Consider the following 14,172-nt stretch of genomic DNA (forward strand, 5'->3'; position numbering starts at 1 on the left):
CTGATCCTCCGTTATGCGACCACGTGAGTCGCGGCCATTCCGCCCTGGGCCGTTGAGGCGGCGCTCAGATACGACGCCTCTGCCCTCGGATCCCGCCGTGTGCGACGTGGTGTCGGCTCCGCGCCGACCTCCGGCGCAAACAGGCCGACCAGGCGCTCCATCATCCCGGCAAAGTCCGACCGTTCGTCCGGCGACTGCCGCAGAAACGCCTCGATCCGCGTCATGTGCCGCAATGCCTCATCCACCTTGGGATTGCTTCCGGATACGTACGCCCCGATGTTGATCAGGTCCTGGGCCTGTCGATGAGCCGCCAGCAGTTCCCGACACTTGGCGGCCGCGCCTTTCACCTCCGGGGGCGCCACCACCGACATCAACCGGCTGACGCTTCCAAGGAAATCGACCGGCGGATAGTGATTCCGCTCGGCCAACTCCCTGGTCAGGACGATATGACCGTCCAGGATGGCCCGCGCATGATCGGCCACCGGCTCGTTCATATCATCCCCCTCCACCAGGATCGTATAGAGTCCCGTGATGCTGCCGCCGTGATCCGCCGTCCCGGCCCGCTCCAAGAGCCCGGGCAGCATGGCAAATGCCGAGGGTGGATAGCCTCGCGTCGTCGGAGGCTCTCCGACCGACAGGCCGATTTCTCGTTGAGCCAGCGCGAAGCGCGTCAGGCTGTCCATCATCAGGACCACGTGCTTCCCCTGATCCCGAAAATATTCGGCGATCGCCGTCGCGACGAAGGCCGCCTGTCGCCGCAGCAGCGACGGCTCATTGGAGGTCGCCACCACCACCACCGAACGCCTCAATCCCTCTTCGCCCAACTCGTTGGCAATAAACTCCCGGACCTCCCGCCCTCGCTCTCCCACCAGGGCAATGACATTCACATCGGCCTCGGTGTAGCGGGCGATCATGCCGAGCAGCGTGCTCTTGCCGACGCCGCTCCCGGCAAAGATGCCGACGCGCTGTCCTTTACCGCAGGTGAGCAATCCGTCGATCACCCGGATCCCGGTCGAAAGCGGTTGGATGATCGGCGCGCGCGTCATGGGCGAGGGGGGTTCGCGATGAACGGAACAGCGGGCCTCACCCTCTACCGGGGCCTTGCCGTCGATCGGCCGGCCGAGGCCGTTGACGACGCGACCCAGCATCGATCGGCCCACCGGAACCTCAAACGGCCGACCGGTCGCGATGACCTCGCTTCCGGGACGGATGCCGTGAATCTCCCCAAGCGGCATCAAAAGCAGGATCTCCCCGTGAAATCCCACCACCTCCGCCCACACGTCGTGGCGTCCCGCCGAACGGATTCGACACAACTCGCCGATAGACGCCTCTTGCCCCACCGCCTCGACCACCAGGCCAACCACCTTGGTAACCTTGCCGAGTGATCGGATGAGGTTAGCCTTCGCGATACGAGCACGGGCACGATCCCAATCGAACCGCGCATCGCTCATCAGATCTCATCCCTTCCGAGCAGACGGGCCGCTTCCTGAAGCTGACTCTCCACGCGCGCGTCGACGAGACCGGTCTCAACCTCCACCACACAACCCCAGGAAGCGATCGCAGGATCGGGGATAAGACGGGTCGACTCCTGCGAACCGAGCAGTTCTGCGCGATGCTCCATCAGCAGCTCGTAATCGCCGGGGTTGATCCGCACGGTGATCACCTTTCGGCTTCCGGCGACCTCCAGGGCCGATCGGACGAATTGTGCGGCCGCATCGCGGCGCGCGCCTAATTCCGACCGAAGCACCCGCTCCGCAATCGCGACGGCAAGACCGACCAACTCTTCCTCTGTGTTCGCGATGACGGCGTGACGGGCGGCTGCAACCTGTCGGCAGGCCTCCTGCAGCCCCAACTCCAACGGTTCGAGGCGACGCCGCATCTCCTCCATCGCCTCCTGTCGACCCTTGGCATACCCCTCCCGTTCGGCCTCGCGTACGATCTGTTGCGCCGCCTCACGCGCCGACCGTACGATCGTCTCGGCCTCCTGTTCGGCCGCCCGGATCGATTCGTACCCCGACTGGATCGGTTCAGGTTCCGTCGCCCGTACCCCATCGATCGATCGGCGCGAAGTATGCGCCAACTCCTCAAAGGCGACCCGTTCCCATTCGCCGGCCTTGGCCGTCACGATTCTAGACAATGATCTCCTCCGCGCCGCCGCCACGCCCCTGCACAATGATCTCACCCGCCTCCTCGAGACGGCGTACGATCGCAACGATCTTCTGCTGAGCAGCCTCCACATCCCGGAGCTTGACCGGCCCCAAATACTCGATCTCCTCCTTGAGCAGCGCCCCCGCTCGCTCCGACATGTTCTTGAAGAGCTTCTCCGCCACGTCGGGGCCGGCGGCCTTCATCGCCAGGGCGAGTTCCTTCTGTTCGACCTCCTTGAGAACGCGCTGAATGCCGCGATCGTCCACCAGCACGACGTCGTCAAAGGTGAACATCAATTTGCGGATCTCGTCGGCCATGGACGGATCGGTCTCCTGGATCGCCTGGAATACGCCGCGCTCGCTGTTTCGATCCATGGAGTTCAGGATCTCCGCCACCTGCTTCACGCCGCCGCTGATGGACACCTCCTGGTTGACGACGGACGAGAGACGGTGATCGAGAATCTGTTCGATCTCGCCGATCACCTCCGGGCTCGTCTTGTCCATGTTGGCGATCCGCATGACGACATCAGCCCTGACGGCGGTCGGCAGGCCGGCCAGGACACTCGCAGAGGTCTTCGGATCAAGGTGGGACAGGATGACCGCAATCGTCTGCGGGTGCTCCTGTCGGACGGAGTCAAGCAGAAACCGGGGATCCACCTTCTTGAGAGCGTTGAAAAAGCTGGCGCCCTTCAAACCCTGAAGGCGCTCGATGATCGCCGACGCCTTGTTCCGGCCGACGGCCTTTTCAAGGACATCCTGCGCGTAACGGATACCGCCGGTCGACATGAACTCCTGCGCGCGGGCCATCTGCTGGAACTCCTCAATGACCGCGGTCGACGCCTTCGCCGAGACACTCTTCATTCTGGTAATCTCGCCGGTGATCGCCTCAATCTCGTCATCTTCGAGCTGTTTGAAGATCTGCGCGGCCGACTCGACCCCAAGCGTCAGCAGCAGGACGGCGGCCTTCTGAGGCCCGGTCAGCGTGTCAGGGGAGGTCATGACGGCCTCTTCACCATCCAGGCCCTGACGAGCTGGGCCACCACGATCGGGTTGTTACGGGCCAGTTCCATGAGCCCTTCCCGGAGCGGATCGTCCGAAGCGACATCCAGGGCCGGAGCGGGAGCCGGCCCGGTATCGATAGAGGTTGGACCGGGCTGCGGCATTGACAGTGGTCCCGGAATATCAAAGGCCGGCGTCCGGCGCTCCCTCAGGGAACGAATCAGCGGACGCAGGCCGAAGATCAGCGCAAGGAGGACCCCGACGGCGATCACAACCGGCTTGATCAGCGAGTCCCAGAAGGCCTTACGCTCCGCCTCATCCATCAGGACCCGCTCCTTCTCCATGGCCGAGGTATCGAAGGGGAACTCCACGACCTCAACCTCATCCCCGCGCGCCGATTGGAAACCGACGGCATTTTTGACGGCAACCTTGATCTTTTCGAGTTCCTCAGTCTTGCGGGGGACATACTCTTTCCGCTCGCCGCCCTTGCCGTCAGGAACCGTCTTATAGGTCCCATCCACCATGACCGCCACCGAGACCCGTTTCAACTCCCCGGGCGAAAAGACCTTCCGCTCGAAGACCTTGCTCACATCATATTGAACCGTTTCGGCCTCCTTGGTCGATTTCGCGGTGCTCTGGCCGGATGGCGACTGCGCCGCCTGATCGGGCACATTCGAGGCGACCCCCGCCGCCGCGGTCGGGGTCGTTGTCGAGCTCTGCTGGGTCTCGGTCGTCCGCTGTTCGCTTTTGATCACCCCGCGCGGGTCAAACCGCTCTTCTGTCCGCTCGACACTGGTAAAGTCCATCTGAGCGGATACCCGCACCGTCGCCTTATTCGGGCCGAGGATCTCTTCCAGCATGGTGCGGACACGACGCTCAAGCTCGACCTCGACGGCCTCCTGCGCCTCAAACTGTCCGGTGCTCCCAGAGTTGAGCCCGCCCTCAGCCGGCCGCGCGATCAGTTTCCCCGAGGTATCGATCACCGTCACGCGATCGGCATTGAGTCCCTCGACCGAACTGGAAACCAGGTGGACGATCCCCCGCACCTGCTCCGGCGTCAGACGAGCGCCGGGACGGAGGTTCAGGACAACTGAAGCGGTGGCGGGCTTCTCTTGTTCGGTGAATACGGACGGCTGGGGAAGGGCCAGGTGCACCCGAGCCGTCGTCACCTCCTTCAGTTGCCCGATCGTCCTGGCCAGCTCGCCCTGGAGGGCGCGCTGATAATTGAGCCGCTGGACAAAATCGGTCGTCCCGAGGGTCGTGCGGTCAAAGATCTCAAAACCGACCCCGCCGCCTTGGGGCAGGCCGCGAGTCGCCAGATGAAGCCGGGTCTCGTGGACGACGTTGGATGGGACCAGGATCCTGGTCCCGCCGTCGACCACCCGATAGGCCACCTTACTGCCTTTCAATTCGTCGACAATGGCGCCGGCATCGGCCGGGTTCAACTGTGAAAAGAGGGTGGTCATGTCGGGCCGGTGGGTCGAGAGGGTGATCCAGAGGAGCGCCGCGATCGCCCCGCCGCCTACCAGGATGATTGTGGCTCGTCCCGCCAGACCGAGCCCGTCCCATACCTGCTTGAACGACTCAACAATTTTTGTGATGGCATCAGGCATCCGTCGTCAGGGGATACGGTGGTCTGCCTCCCCAGCCTCCGCTTTACACCGGCATCCGCATGATCTCCTGGTACGCCTCAACCACCTTATTCCGGACCTGGAGCATGAGTTGGAATGAGATCTGAGCCTTTTCGATGGCGATCATGGTGGCGGCCAGATCACCCGACTGCCCCCTGGCCACCTGGTCGGCGAGGGTGTCGGCCTCGTGCTGCAACCGACTGGTCTGCGCAACGGCCTCTTGCAGGAGGCCGGCAAAGGAGCCGTCAGCGCCGCCCTCGACCTTTCTCCCAGGCGAAACGGTGACCTCGCGACTCGGCCCTATCGCTACGATCGGATGACTCGCCATACGTGTACTCCTTAGCGATCAGTATGCAGCTCCGAGACAGTCTGAAGGAGTATAGACTGAAGCCTGAAGGTGTTATGGAGCTTCCACACTACAGTCTTCAGTCTTCGGACCGTCCACTTTGTCAACGCCCGATCTCCAACGTCTTCGTCATCAGGCTCTTCGCAATCTGAATCGCCGAGATATTCGCCTCATAGGCGCGGGAGGCCGACATCAGGTCGACCATCTCCATCACCGGGTTGATATTCGGCATCGCGACATACCCGGCAGGGCCGGCATCAGGATGCGACGGATTGTAGACCAGGTTAGGCGGCGCGTGGCTCTCAACGATCCTCAACACCTCGACCCCGCCGGGATCGGCGGCGGTGTTCAAGAGCCCTTCAAAGCTTGACGGTCCGCGCGTCCCGAGGACGACCCCCTTACGGCGGTACGGTCCGCCGGCCGGGGTACGCGTCACCTCGGTATTGGCGAGGTTCTCGGCAATAAGGTTCATTCGGATCCGCTGGGCCGCCAGTGCGGTCGCATTGATCTCTATCGATGCAAACATCGATCCCATACCACCTCCTTCTTATCCGCCCCGAATGGCGGTTCGCAGCAGATTCATCCGCGAGTTCAGGATCTGAATCATGGCATTATGCCAAAGCGCGTTCTCTGCCATCTTCGCCATCTGCCGATCCAGGTCCACCGCGTTGCCGTCATATCGTCCCGCACCGACGGATCGGTCGGTCGTCACAACGGCCCGGACGACCGTGGCGGGGGACTCGCCCGCCTCGGATGCAAGCCTGAGCGCCTCGCTGAAGTCGACCTCCATCGGACGATAGCCCGGGGTATCGATATTCGCGATATTGCGAGCGAGCACCTGATGCCGCAACGATGCGGCTCGAATCATCTCGCTGAGCAGATGTGAGGTCTCGTCAAACAGCAGTCGCATCACGCACCTGTGATAAATAACGAATGTTTGTTGTCGTAGGGGCAGGGCTTGCCCTGCCCGCATGGGGCGCAGCAAGCAGCACCCCTACGGTGGCTATGATCGCCGCTCACTGGCGCAGAACACGTAGCAGCAAAGGATGTGCCACACTGAACACGAGGTTTTTCAGCGGGTTCCGCGAACCGGACCCGAAGAGGCGGCAACTTCACGATCCGCCATGGGCAAAATTTTCCCGGCCTCACGATAGTCCCTCAGTTTGTTTCGAATGGTTCGGACGCTGACACCGAGAATCTCCGCCGCCTTCATCCGATTGCCGCCAACCTTCGCCAGGGTGTCCAGGATCAGTTGCTTTTCCATGGCCCGGAACGAGCCGCCGGTCGCCTCCTGAATCTGATCGTTGGTTGCCGGTTCAATCAGCGTTTCCAGAATCAGATCCGACGGCTCAAGGCGGGCGCAATCGCACAGCAGGATCGACCGATGGATACAACTCTCCAACTCCCGGACGTTTCCTGGCCACGACCACTCCTCCAGTCGCTTGATGGCCGCCGGCGAGATCTCCTGCACCGGGCTGCCCGCCCCCCCGGCGTACCGCATGACGAAATGTCGCGCCAGCAGCGAGATGTCCCCCTTTCGCTCACGCAGCGGAGGCAGCAAGATCGGAACGACCGCCAGGCGGTAGTACAGATCTGGGCGAAAACGTCCACAACGGATCTCTTCTTTCAGATCCCGATTCGTGGTCGCCACAACGCGAATGTCGATCTCGACCGGCCGCGACCCGCCGACCCGATCGATCGTCCGCTCCTGCAGGGCCCGTAGCAGCTTGGCTTGCAACACCGCCGGCATCTCACTGATCTCGTCCAGCAGCAGGGTGCCGCCGTCTGCCGCCTCAAACTTCCCGACGCGACGGGTGACGGCCCCCGTGAAGGCGCCTCGCTCATAGCCGAACAGCTCGCTTTCCAGTAATGACTCCGGAATCGCCGCGCAGTTGACCGCCACGAAGGGTCCCTGGCGCCTTTTGCTCCACAGGTGCGCCTGACGGGCAAACAGCTCCTTCCCCGTCCCGCTCTCGCCCTGAATGAGGATAGAGGCCGCGTCGTCCGCCACCCGTCTGATGGTCCCAAGCAGATTGAGGATCTTAGGGTTGCGACTGACGATGGCAGAGGTTGATTCGTCGGTCGGATGAGGCTCCTCCGACGTCAGGGCCCGCTCCAGAATCTCTTCGACCCGCTTCACCGAAAACGGCTTCATCAGGAAGTCGTAGGCTCCCTCCTTCATGGCCTGCACCGCCGTCTCCACCGACCCGTATGCCGTAATCAGGACCACACGCGGCGGACACCCTGCCATCCTGATCTGCTTCAGGAATTCAAGTCCATCCATCCTGGGCATTCGGACGTCCGCAAACACCAGGGAGGCGGGGGATCGCCTGAACTGGAGCAGTCCATCCTCACCATCGCAGGCCACAATACTTTCACACCCCTTTCGCCGGATCGTCTCCGACAGGGCCGTTCGTATCAGCGGCTCATCATCCACCACCAGCACACGAGGCTTCATATCAGACTTCTCCTTCACCAGACGCCGCGTCCCGACCTCGACGTGTGAACAGGAGCGTGAAGGTCGTCCCCTGACCGACCCGACTTGTCAGACTCACCCTGGCGCCATGCCGCTCTAGGATCCGTTCGACGATCGCCAGGCCGAGCCCCGCGCCCTTCGGCTTTGTCGTAAAGAACGGCAGAAATATCTTTTCGAGATCGGCTTCAGCAATGCCGCACCCGGTATCCGATACCTGGACCTGCACGAACTCCCCTCCGCTCATACCGCCCGGCTCCGGACACCCCCCCGCCGATCGGCCGTCCGCGGCGTCTGAGGCCCACCGTGGCGCACGCAGCCGGTTCGCGCCGTCGCCGGTGCCGATCGTCAGCCGCCCCCCCGTCGGCATTGCCTGTACGGCGTTGAGGATGAGATTGAGAAACACCTGTTTTACCAGCTCCCGATCCCCGTCAATCTCAAGTGTCCCGGGATCATACCGTCTGATCAGGTCGATCTGTTGCCCCTTGAATGCATACCACGCGGTGCCGAGCGCCTCCTCAATGACCTGATGTAGATCGAGCGATCTCAGGCAGGGCCTGACCGGTCTGGTAAAGGCCAGCAGATTGATCAGAATCGTATTGACGGAGGCCACGCCTGCCTGAATGCCTTGCGCCAGACGGGTGCGGCGCGCGTCGGGTCCCGCCTCCTCGGCGAGGAGTGTGGCCAACAGTTCGATCGATGTCAGCGGATTCCTGATCCCGTGAGCAATGGTGACCGCCATCTGCTCCAGTCCCGCCTGCGCGGTCGATCGCCGTCGTCGCTCTTCGACCCATTTCCGCTGCGAGATATCGTCAAAGATCAGAATGATCTCCAGGACCCTTCCGCCTTCATCGTAGATCGGCGACGCACCGATTTCAGCCTCCAAGACATATCCGTCTTTCCTGCCGATTCGCCCCTCCCGGGCCTCCTCGCGCCCATCGTCGGTCACACCGTGAAGGAGGGTCGCCGCCTCCGCACCCAGCAGGCGATCGACCTGCACCCCCACCACCTCAGCGCTCAGGAAGCCGGTCAGTCGCTCCGCCCCACCGCTCCAGAGCGTGATGCGTCCGGCGGCATCGACAACCACGATTCCCTTTTCAATACTCCTGAGGAGGTTGGACAGGTAGTGACGAATGCGCGCGTTGTCCTGCAGGCTTTGGGTCAGCTTGAGATTCGTATCGTGCAGTGCAACGTCAAGCGTCGCCACCTGTTCCCGAAGCGTGGCGTAGGTGCGCTCCAGCCGCTCGGCCGCCCCGGCAAATCCTTGAAAGGCCCCATGAATCATGGCCGAGAGCGCATCGGTGGAGGGGTGTGAATCGACGGAAAGGTCGGTCACGGATGCATCCTGTGTACCGGCGACACCATGAGGGTCTCCTTCACGCGGCAGCCAGGATCTCGTCAAGCTTCTTCTTAAGCGTCTCGGCATCAAACGGTTTGACGATATAATTGGTTACCCCCGCTGCCAGTGCGGTCATGATATCTTCTCGCTCCGCCACGGTCGTGATCATCAGAACCGGCAAATATTTGAACTGATCGTTCGAACGAACAGCCTTGACGAACTCGATGCCGTTCATCTCCGGCATGTTCCAGTCGGTGATGATCAGGCCGACTGAGCCGCCAGCCAGACAGGCCAGGCCCTCCGCCCCGTTTCCAGCCTCGACCGCGTCGTCGTGTCCGGCGAACTTGAGGTTGTTCCGGATGATCCGTCGCATCGTTGCCGAGTCGTCCACAATCAATACTCTCATCGCCTGATTTCCTCCCTACTAACCGGCTGTCAGTCTGTGGCAAAAACCTGATCGCACTCCGGCACCCGGCACACAGTCAAGCAAATCGGATGCCAAACGTAAAATCGTCGAAAACACTAAGATCGGGCCTTGATCGGCCTTCGAGAGCGGGTGTTATCGCGTCGCGACAGGGGCGGGTCGCACGGCATGAGGCGGCTCGGCGATCAGGATTTGGCCACAGAAAATGCCGTATGGCGGGAACTCATCGAAACTAGAGTCCGCGATAGACGCGGCGTTGGTTGGACATAAATTGGACTTCGGTGGAAAGAAGCTTACCGCTTCAGATCGACCGTCCGCCGGGTTAAGTTCCGCTGAGGACCTGCCGATGATTGAAAAGGGTGAGACACAGGCCTCCACACTGACTATACTCGAAAGGAGCCGCGTGCTAGCACTTGTCGGGGTCGTCGTCGTCTTTGGAGCGGTCATCGGTGGTTTTGCGATGGAGGGGGGACCGATCCCGGTGCTGATCCAGCCGGTAGAATTATTGATCATCGGCGGCGCCTCGATCGGCGGTCTGCTTATCGCTGTTCCACTGAAGGTCCTCAAGATCCTGATCAACCGGGTGATGGGGACGCTCGGATCAGGATTGGATAAACAGGCGTACCTGGAAGCCCTTCAGGTCCTGTACGATCTCTTCACGAAGGCCAAGCGGGAAGGATTCACCGCCGTCGATTCGGATCTGACAAATCCCGAGAAGAGCCCGATCTTCTCGAAGTATCAAGGATTCGTCAAGAACCGCCACGCCATGACCTTTCTCTGTGACTCGCTGCGTCTGGTCGTCGACGGAGCGGTTGATGCCGACGAACTGGAGGCCATCATGGACACCGAGCTTGAAACCCATCATGAAGAGGGCGGTCAATCCCCCTCGATCCTGGCCAAGGTCGGCGACAGCCTGCCGGGCCTTGGCATTGTCGCAGCCGTTCTCGGAATCGTTATTACGATGCAGGCGATCGACGGACCACCGGAGGAGATCGGCCATAAGGTCGCCGTGGCGCTGGTCGGAACGTTCCTCGGCATCCTCCTGTCGTACGGGGTCGTTCAGCCGTTGTCCCAGAACCTGGAGCACCAGGCCCAGTGCGAGGGCAAGTACCTGGCTTGCATCAAGACCTGTCTGGTCGCATTTGCGCGCGGCGCGCCGCCGATCGTGGCGGTCGAGTTCGGACGCCGCGTCATCTTCAGCTACGACCGGCCTTCGAACCAGGAGATGGAGTCGGCCTGTAAAGGGACGCCCCTCAAGGTGGCAGCATGAGCGAGGCGGAAGAGAAGGAGAGCGGCGAGATCCGCAAGGTCATCAAGAAAGGCCGCGGCCACGGCGGCCACCACGGTGGGGCCTGGAAGGTGGCCTATGCCGACTTCGTCACTGCCATGATGGCCCTGTTTATTGTGCTCTGGATTGTCGGTCAAAGCAAGTCGGTCAAGGAGGCGGTGGCGGGATACTTCAAGGACCCATCCAATTTCCAGAAAGGCGGCTCGCCGGGCGGCCTGCAATCCAAGGGGAGTATGGGGATCCTTGCTGAAGGAGGCGACCCGATCGTGGTCGCTCGGCAGGCGAGTGATACCGCCCCCCATGAGGAGTCGGAACATACCAAAAAGTCGCGCGTAGATCAGGAACAGGATCGTACCCACCTCGAGGAGGCGGCAGAACAGTTCAGGCAGGTCGTCCAGCGCATCCCGACACTCCAGGCGCTTCAGGAGCAGATTCAGATCGAAATCACCCGGGAGGGGCTTCGCGTTCAACTGATCGAAGGCAACCGGGACAGCTTTTTCGATGTCGGCTCATCCAGACTGAAGCCGGTCACCCGTCAACTGCTCGCCGTCATCGCACAGGAGGTCGCTAAGCTGCCCAACCAGGTGATTGTCGAGGGGCATACCGACGCCCGTCCCTACAGCGGCACTACCGGACGGGAGTACTCGAACTGGGAGCTCTCGACCGATCGGGCCAACAGCGCCAGACGCGCCATGGAGGAGGCGGGACTCCACCGGAACCAGGTCTCCCAGGTGATCGGCTATGCGGACCAACACCTGTTGAATCCGTCGGACCCGCTCGATACGTCTAATCGCCGGATCAGTATTCTGGTACGCTACCTGGCTGCGTCGGCCGAGACGGTGACCCCCTCAATCGGACCCAGGACAGGCTCGACGCAGTCGGCGATCAGCGGACAACCGACCGGAGGAAAGGGGTAGGAAGGCTGAGCGTTCAGTCGGCATCAGGCGTCACGGCGGCCCTGCCAGCGTCGGCGCCGTGTTGAGGATTGTGCGCGAGCTTCGCCCTGAGCGTCTGCCGTGAGATCCCCAGGACCTTGGCCGCCTCGGTCTTATTCCCACCGACCTCCCTCACAATCCGATCGATGTAGGCCCGCTCTACCTCGGCCAGGCTGTGCAGCGCGCCCCCCTTGACGTGTCCAACCACTCGGTCTTCAGCGCGGTCGCAGGGTTCGGGCAGCAGCGATACCACGGATGCGTCGATAACCGACGCCGGTCGGCCGTCCCCGGCCCCGACGATCTCCGGCGGCAGATGAGTCGGCTGGATCAACTCCTCCGTCTCCATCATCACCAGGTAATCGATCACATTCCTGAGGTGTCGGACATTGCCCGGCCAATCGTACCGCTCGAAGCGCGCTTCGACCTCCGGTGTGAATCCGCGGATCTTCTTTCCAAAGGCAGCATTGCTCGATTGGAGGAGAAATGTTGCTAATGACACGATGTCCGCCCGCCGGTCGCGCAGAGGAGGAATGGCAATCTGAATGGCGTTCAGTCGGTAGAGGAGATCCTCGCGAAACCTCCCCTTGGCCACCAGTTCTTTCAGATCTCGATTACTGGCCGCGACCACTCGGACATCGACATGCAGATCATGCACTCCGCCGACCCGACGGAATTTCCACTCCTCGAGAAAGCGCAGGAACTTCGCCTGCAGCCCCAACGCCATTTCGCCGATCTCATCCAGGAAGAGGGTCCCGTGGTGGCTGACCTCCGCCAGTCCCCGCTTGGCGCCCTTTGCGTCGGTAAAGGCGCCCCGCTCGTGCCCAAACAGTTCGCTCTCGAACAGGTTTTCTGCAATGGCGGCGCAGTTGACATCGACAAAGGGATGCTCGCGTCGCGTCGATTCATAGTGTAGGGCCTTGGCCACCAGCTCCTTTCCGGTCCCGGTCTCGCCGCTGAGCAAGACGATGCGGGTCGCGCTGGCGGCGACCCGCTTCACCACCTGCCAGAGGGATCTCGCCGCCTCGGATTGCCTGACAAATACCCCGCCCCGATAGGCCCCTTCATCGATCTCGTGCAGACGCTCCACCTCCTGGCGGGTCCGGACCTCCTCCAGCACGCGGCGCAGGATCAACCTCAGTTCGTCCAGATCGAACGGTTTACAGATGTAATCGTAGGCGTGATGTTTCATCGCCTCCACGGCGCTCCTGACCTCACCGTAGGCGGTCATGATAATAATCGGTGGTCCGCCCGCCCGCCAGATCCGCTTTAAAAGCTGAATGCCGTTGACGTCCGGCAGGATGAGGTCGAGCAGGATCAGATCCGGAGAGAGTCGTTGGCAGATGCTGATCGTCCCGGCGCCATCCTCCGCCGTGAGCACGCTGTGCCCTTCCCGCTGCAGGGCATCGGTCAGCGTCAGCCTCAGATTCTTCTCATCATCCACTACGAGTATCAGCGCCATCAGGCTCGTCCTGAATGCCCGTCGACGGGGAGTCGCACGATAATGCTGCACCCCCGTCCCGAGCGAATGCGGAACGACATATCGCCCCCATGCGCAACAAAGGTCCGAAGCGCCGCAACCAACCCCAATCCGGCCTCCCGGAGTCGGGACGACTCAAACCGACCGGCAAGCTGCCGCTCGCGCTCCGGACCGGTCTGACAATCGGTATCGGTCACCTCCAAATCGACCATCTGCTCGTCGGGTCGGTGGCGAGTCCGAACCGCCATCACACCACCAGTCGGCATGGCTGCCGCGGCGTTGGCAATCACGCGAGAGACCGCCAGCTCCATATGCGGCGCATTGATCCGGGTCTCCGGCTCCCCCGGATCAAATTCCCGCTCCAGGCGAATCCCCTGCCGCCGTAGCTGCGGCTCGGCGCGGGCAAGCGCCCGCTCCGCAACGGCGCTCAAAGATGCCGGAGCCACCATCCCCCGTCCAGGTGTTCCGAGCTCCGTCATACGTCTGAGGAACTGCTCCATACGCTGCCCCTCTTCGATGATGACCCGTAGACGACGCTGGACGGAGGGTGAGCGGGCGGACTCTTCCCGCAATAACTGGGCGCTGTTCAGGATCCCGGCCAGCGGATTTCTGACCTCATGGGCGAACCAGCTTGAGTGCTGGAACAGGACCTCGAACCCGCGTAGCATCGTCTCCAGCCGGTGATGGCGTGCCCGCCCCAGGAGCGTCTCGATCGCCTCCTCGACAAAGGGAACGGTCAATAGATCAAACGCGCCGAGACGGATGGCGGCCAGCGCCGTCTCAAGGCTCGGTCCGCAGACGGCCGGCACAATCGGGATATCCGGACAGTCGGTGATCAGGCGGCGGAGCGAACCGAGTTCCGCGCTCTCCGCCTTCGTCAAGCAGAGAACTGCGAGGAGGTAGGGCGTATCCGGAAGGGTTGTCGTCATGTCGGCGAAGGCGACAATCCTGCCGACCTCCACCCCCTGGCACTCGAAGGCCGCAACCGCCATGTCTACCGTGGCTCGCTGCTCCCCCAACACGGCAACCCGATCCATAGGGACGCGCCACCCCCGCGCCTCCCCTCGCCTGCGTGGGAAGGCGATCACGACTCTGCCGATTATCCGAATATCG

The 14,172-nt window shown here is 62.2% G+C and carries 14 protein-coding genes; 2 read left to right on the top strand and 12 right to left on the bottom strand.

Features of this window, described 5'->3' with window-relative positions:
- Window positions 1–11: 11 nt before the first annotated feature.
- The 10 genes from C3F12_12170 to C3F12_12215 form a co-directional block, all read right to left on the bottom strand.
- Window positions 12–1,451 (bottom strand): EscN/YscN/HrcN family type III secretion system ATPase, encoded by a 1,440-nt coding sequence (locus tag C3F12_12170; GenBank protein ID PWB43987.1) that lies wholly within the window; start codon window positions 1,449–1,451, stop codon window positions 12–14.
- A complete protein-coding gene (locus C3F12_12175; GenBank protein ID PWB43988.1) occupies window positions 1,451–2,125 on the bottom strand; it encodes a flagellar assembly protein FliH in 675 nt (224 codons plus the stop codon). The genes C3F12_12170 and C3F12_12175 overlap by 1 nt, the downstream gene beginning before the upstream one ends.
- A 4-nt stretch (window positions 2,126–2,129) precedes the next feature.
- The gene (locus C3F12_12180) at window positions 2,130–3,146 is read right to left on the bottom strand and encodes a flagellar motor switch protein FliG (protein PWB43989.1); all 1,017 of its coding nucleotides are present in this window, start codon (window positions 3,144–3,146) and stop codon (window positions 2,130–2,132) included.
- The gene (fliF, locus tag C3F12_12185; protein ID PWB43990.1) at window positions 3,143–4,759 is read right to left on the bottom strand and encodes a flagellar M-ring protein FliF; all 1,617 of its coding nucleotides are present in this window, start codon (window positions 4,757–4,759) and stop codon (window positions 3,143–3,145) included. Before fliF ends, C3F12_12180 begins: the two co-directional genes overlap by 4 nt.
- 43 nt (window positions 4,760–4,802) lie before the next feature.
- The gene (gene fliE / locus C3F12_12190; GenBank protein ID PWB43991.1) at window positions 4,803–5,105 is read right to left on the bottom strand and encodes a flagellar hook-basal body complex protein FliE; all 303 of its coding nucleotides are present in this window, start codon (window positions 5,103–5,105) and stop codon (window positions 4,803–4,805) included.
- 121 nt (window positions 5,106–5,226) lie between these two features.
- Entirely contained in the window at window positions 5,227–5,649 is a 423-nt protein-coding gene (gene flgC, locus C3F12_12195) for a flagellar basal body rod protein FlgC (protein PWB44022.1), read from the bottom strand.
- Between the two features lie 21 nt (window positions 5,650–5,670).
- On the bottom strand, window positions 5,671–6,033 hold the full coding sequence (gene flgB, locus C3F12_12200; GenBank protein ID PWB43992.1) for a flagellar basal body rod protein FlgB: 363 nt from the start codon (window positions 6,031–6,033) through the stop codon (window positions 5,671–5,673).
- Between the two features lie 162 nt (window positions 6,034–6,195).
- Window positions 6,196–7,581 (bottom strand): sigma-54-dependent Fis family transcriptional regulator, encoded by a 1,386-nt coding sequence (locus C3F12_12205; GenBank protein PWB43993.1) that lies wholly within the window; start codon window positions 7,579–7,581, stop codon window positions 6,196–6,198.
- Between the two features lies 1 nt (window position 7,582).
- A complete protein-coding gene (locus tag C3F12_12210; protein PWB43994.1) occupies window positions 7,583–9,022 on the bottom strand; it encodes a hypothetical protein in 1,440 nt (479 codons plus the stop codon).
- Window positions 8,973–9,341 (bottom strand): two-component system response regulator, encoded by a 369-nt coding sequence (locus C3F12_12215; GenBank protein ID PWB43995.1) that lies wholly within the window; start codon window positions 9,339–9,341, stop codon window positions 8,973–8,975. The genes C3F12_12210 and C3F12_12215 overlap by 50 nt, the downstream gene beginning before the upstream one ends.
- Before the next feature lie 421 nt (window positions 9,342–9,762).
- Here C3F12_12215 and motA point away from each other — a divergent pair, with 421 nt between their 5' ends.
- Window positions 9,763–10,629, top strand: a complete 867-nt coding sequence (gene motA, locus C3F12_12220; protein PWB43996.1) for a flagellar motor stator protein MotA — start codon at window positions 9,763–9,765, stop codon at window positions 10,627–10,629.
- Window positions 10,626–11,564, top strand: a complete 939-nt coding sequence (locus C3F12_12225; protein ID PWB43997.1) for a flagellar motor protein MotB — start codon at window positions 10,626–10,628, stop codon at window positions 11,562–11,564. The genes motA and C3F12_12225 overlap by 4 nt, the downstream gene beginning before the upstream one ends.
- A 13-nt stretch (window positions 11,565–11,577) precedes the next feature.
- Here C3F12_12225 and C3F12_12230 read toward each other — a convergent pair whose 3' ends face one another.
- Both C3F12_12230 and C3F12_12235 read right to left on the bottom strand, forming a co-directional pair.
- Window positions 11,578–13,041, bottom strand: a complete 1,464-nt coding sequence (locus C3F12_12230) for a DNA-binding response regulator (GenBank protein PWB43998.1) — start codon at window positions 13,039–13,041, stop codon at window positions 11,578–11,580.
- Entirely contained in the window at window positions 13,041–14,096 is a 1,056-nt protein-coding gene (locus tag C3F12_12235; GenBank protein PWB43999.1) for a hypothetical protein, read from the bottom strand. Before C3F12_12235 ends, C3F12_12230 begins: the two co-directional genes overlap by 1 nt.
- Window positions 14,097–14,172 lie beyond the last annotated feature (76 nt).

The organism is Candidatus Methylomirabilota bacterium, from assembly GCA_003104975.1.
Taxonomy (GTDB): domain Bacteria; phylum Methylomirabilota; class Methylomirabilia; order Methylomirabilales; family Methylomirabilaceae; genus Methylomirabilis.

Excerpts from the sequence above, each read along its gene's own strand:
- C3F12_12170 (PWB43987.1), bottom strand. The coding sequence starts at position 1,451 with ATGAGCGATGCGCGGTTCGATTGGGATCGTGCCCGTGCTCGTATCGCG.
- C3F12_12180 (PWB43989.1), bottom strand. The coding sequence starts at position 3,146 with ATGACCTCCCCTGACACGCTGACCGGGCCTCAGAAGGCCGCCGTCCTG.
- fliF (PWB43990.1), bottom strand. The coding sequence starts at position 4,759 with ATGCCTGATGCCATCACAAAAATTGTTGAGTCGTTCAAGCAGGTATGG.
- fliE (PWB43991.1), bottom strand. The coding sequence starts at position 5,105 with ATGGCGAGTCATCCGATCGTAGCGATAGGGCCGAGTCGCGAGGTCACC.
- flgC (PWB44022.1), bottom strand. The coding sequence starts at position 5,649 with ATGTTTGCATCGATAGAGATCAATGCGACCGCACTGGCGGCCCAGCGG.
- flgB (PWB43992.1), bottom strand. The coding sequence starts at position 6,033 with ATGCGACTGCTGTTTGACGAGACCTCACATCTGCTCAGCGAGATGATT.
- C3F12_12205 (PWB43993.1), bottom strand. The coding sequence starts at position 7,581 with ATGAAGCCTCGTGTGCTGGTGGTGGATGATGAGCCGCTGATACGAACG.
- C3F12_12210 (PWB43994.1), bottom strand. The coding sequence starts at position 9,022 with ATGCCGAGACGCTTAAGAAGAAGCTTGACGAGATCCTGGCTGCCGCGT.
- C3F12_12215 (PWB43995.1), bottom strand. The coding sequence starts at position 9,341 with ATGAGAGTATTGATTGTGGACGACTCGGCAACGATGCGACGGATCATC.
- C3F12_12225 (PWB43997.1), top strand. The coding sequence starts at position 10,626 with ATGAGCGAGGCGGAAGAGAAGGAGAGCGGCGAGATCCGCAAGGTCATC.
- C3F12_12230 (PWB43998.1), bottom strand. The coding sequence starts at position 13,041 with ATGGCGCTGATACTCGTAGTGGATGATGAGAAGAATCTGAGGCTGACG.
- C3F12_12235 (PWB43999.1), bottom strand. The coding sequence starts at position 14,096 with ATGGATCGGGTTGCCGTGTTGGGGGAGCAGCGAGCCACGGTAGACATG.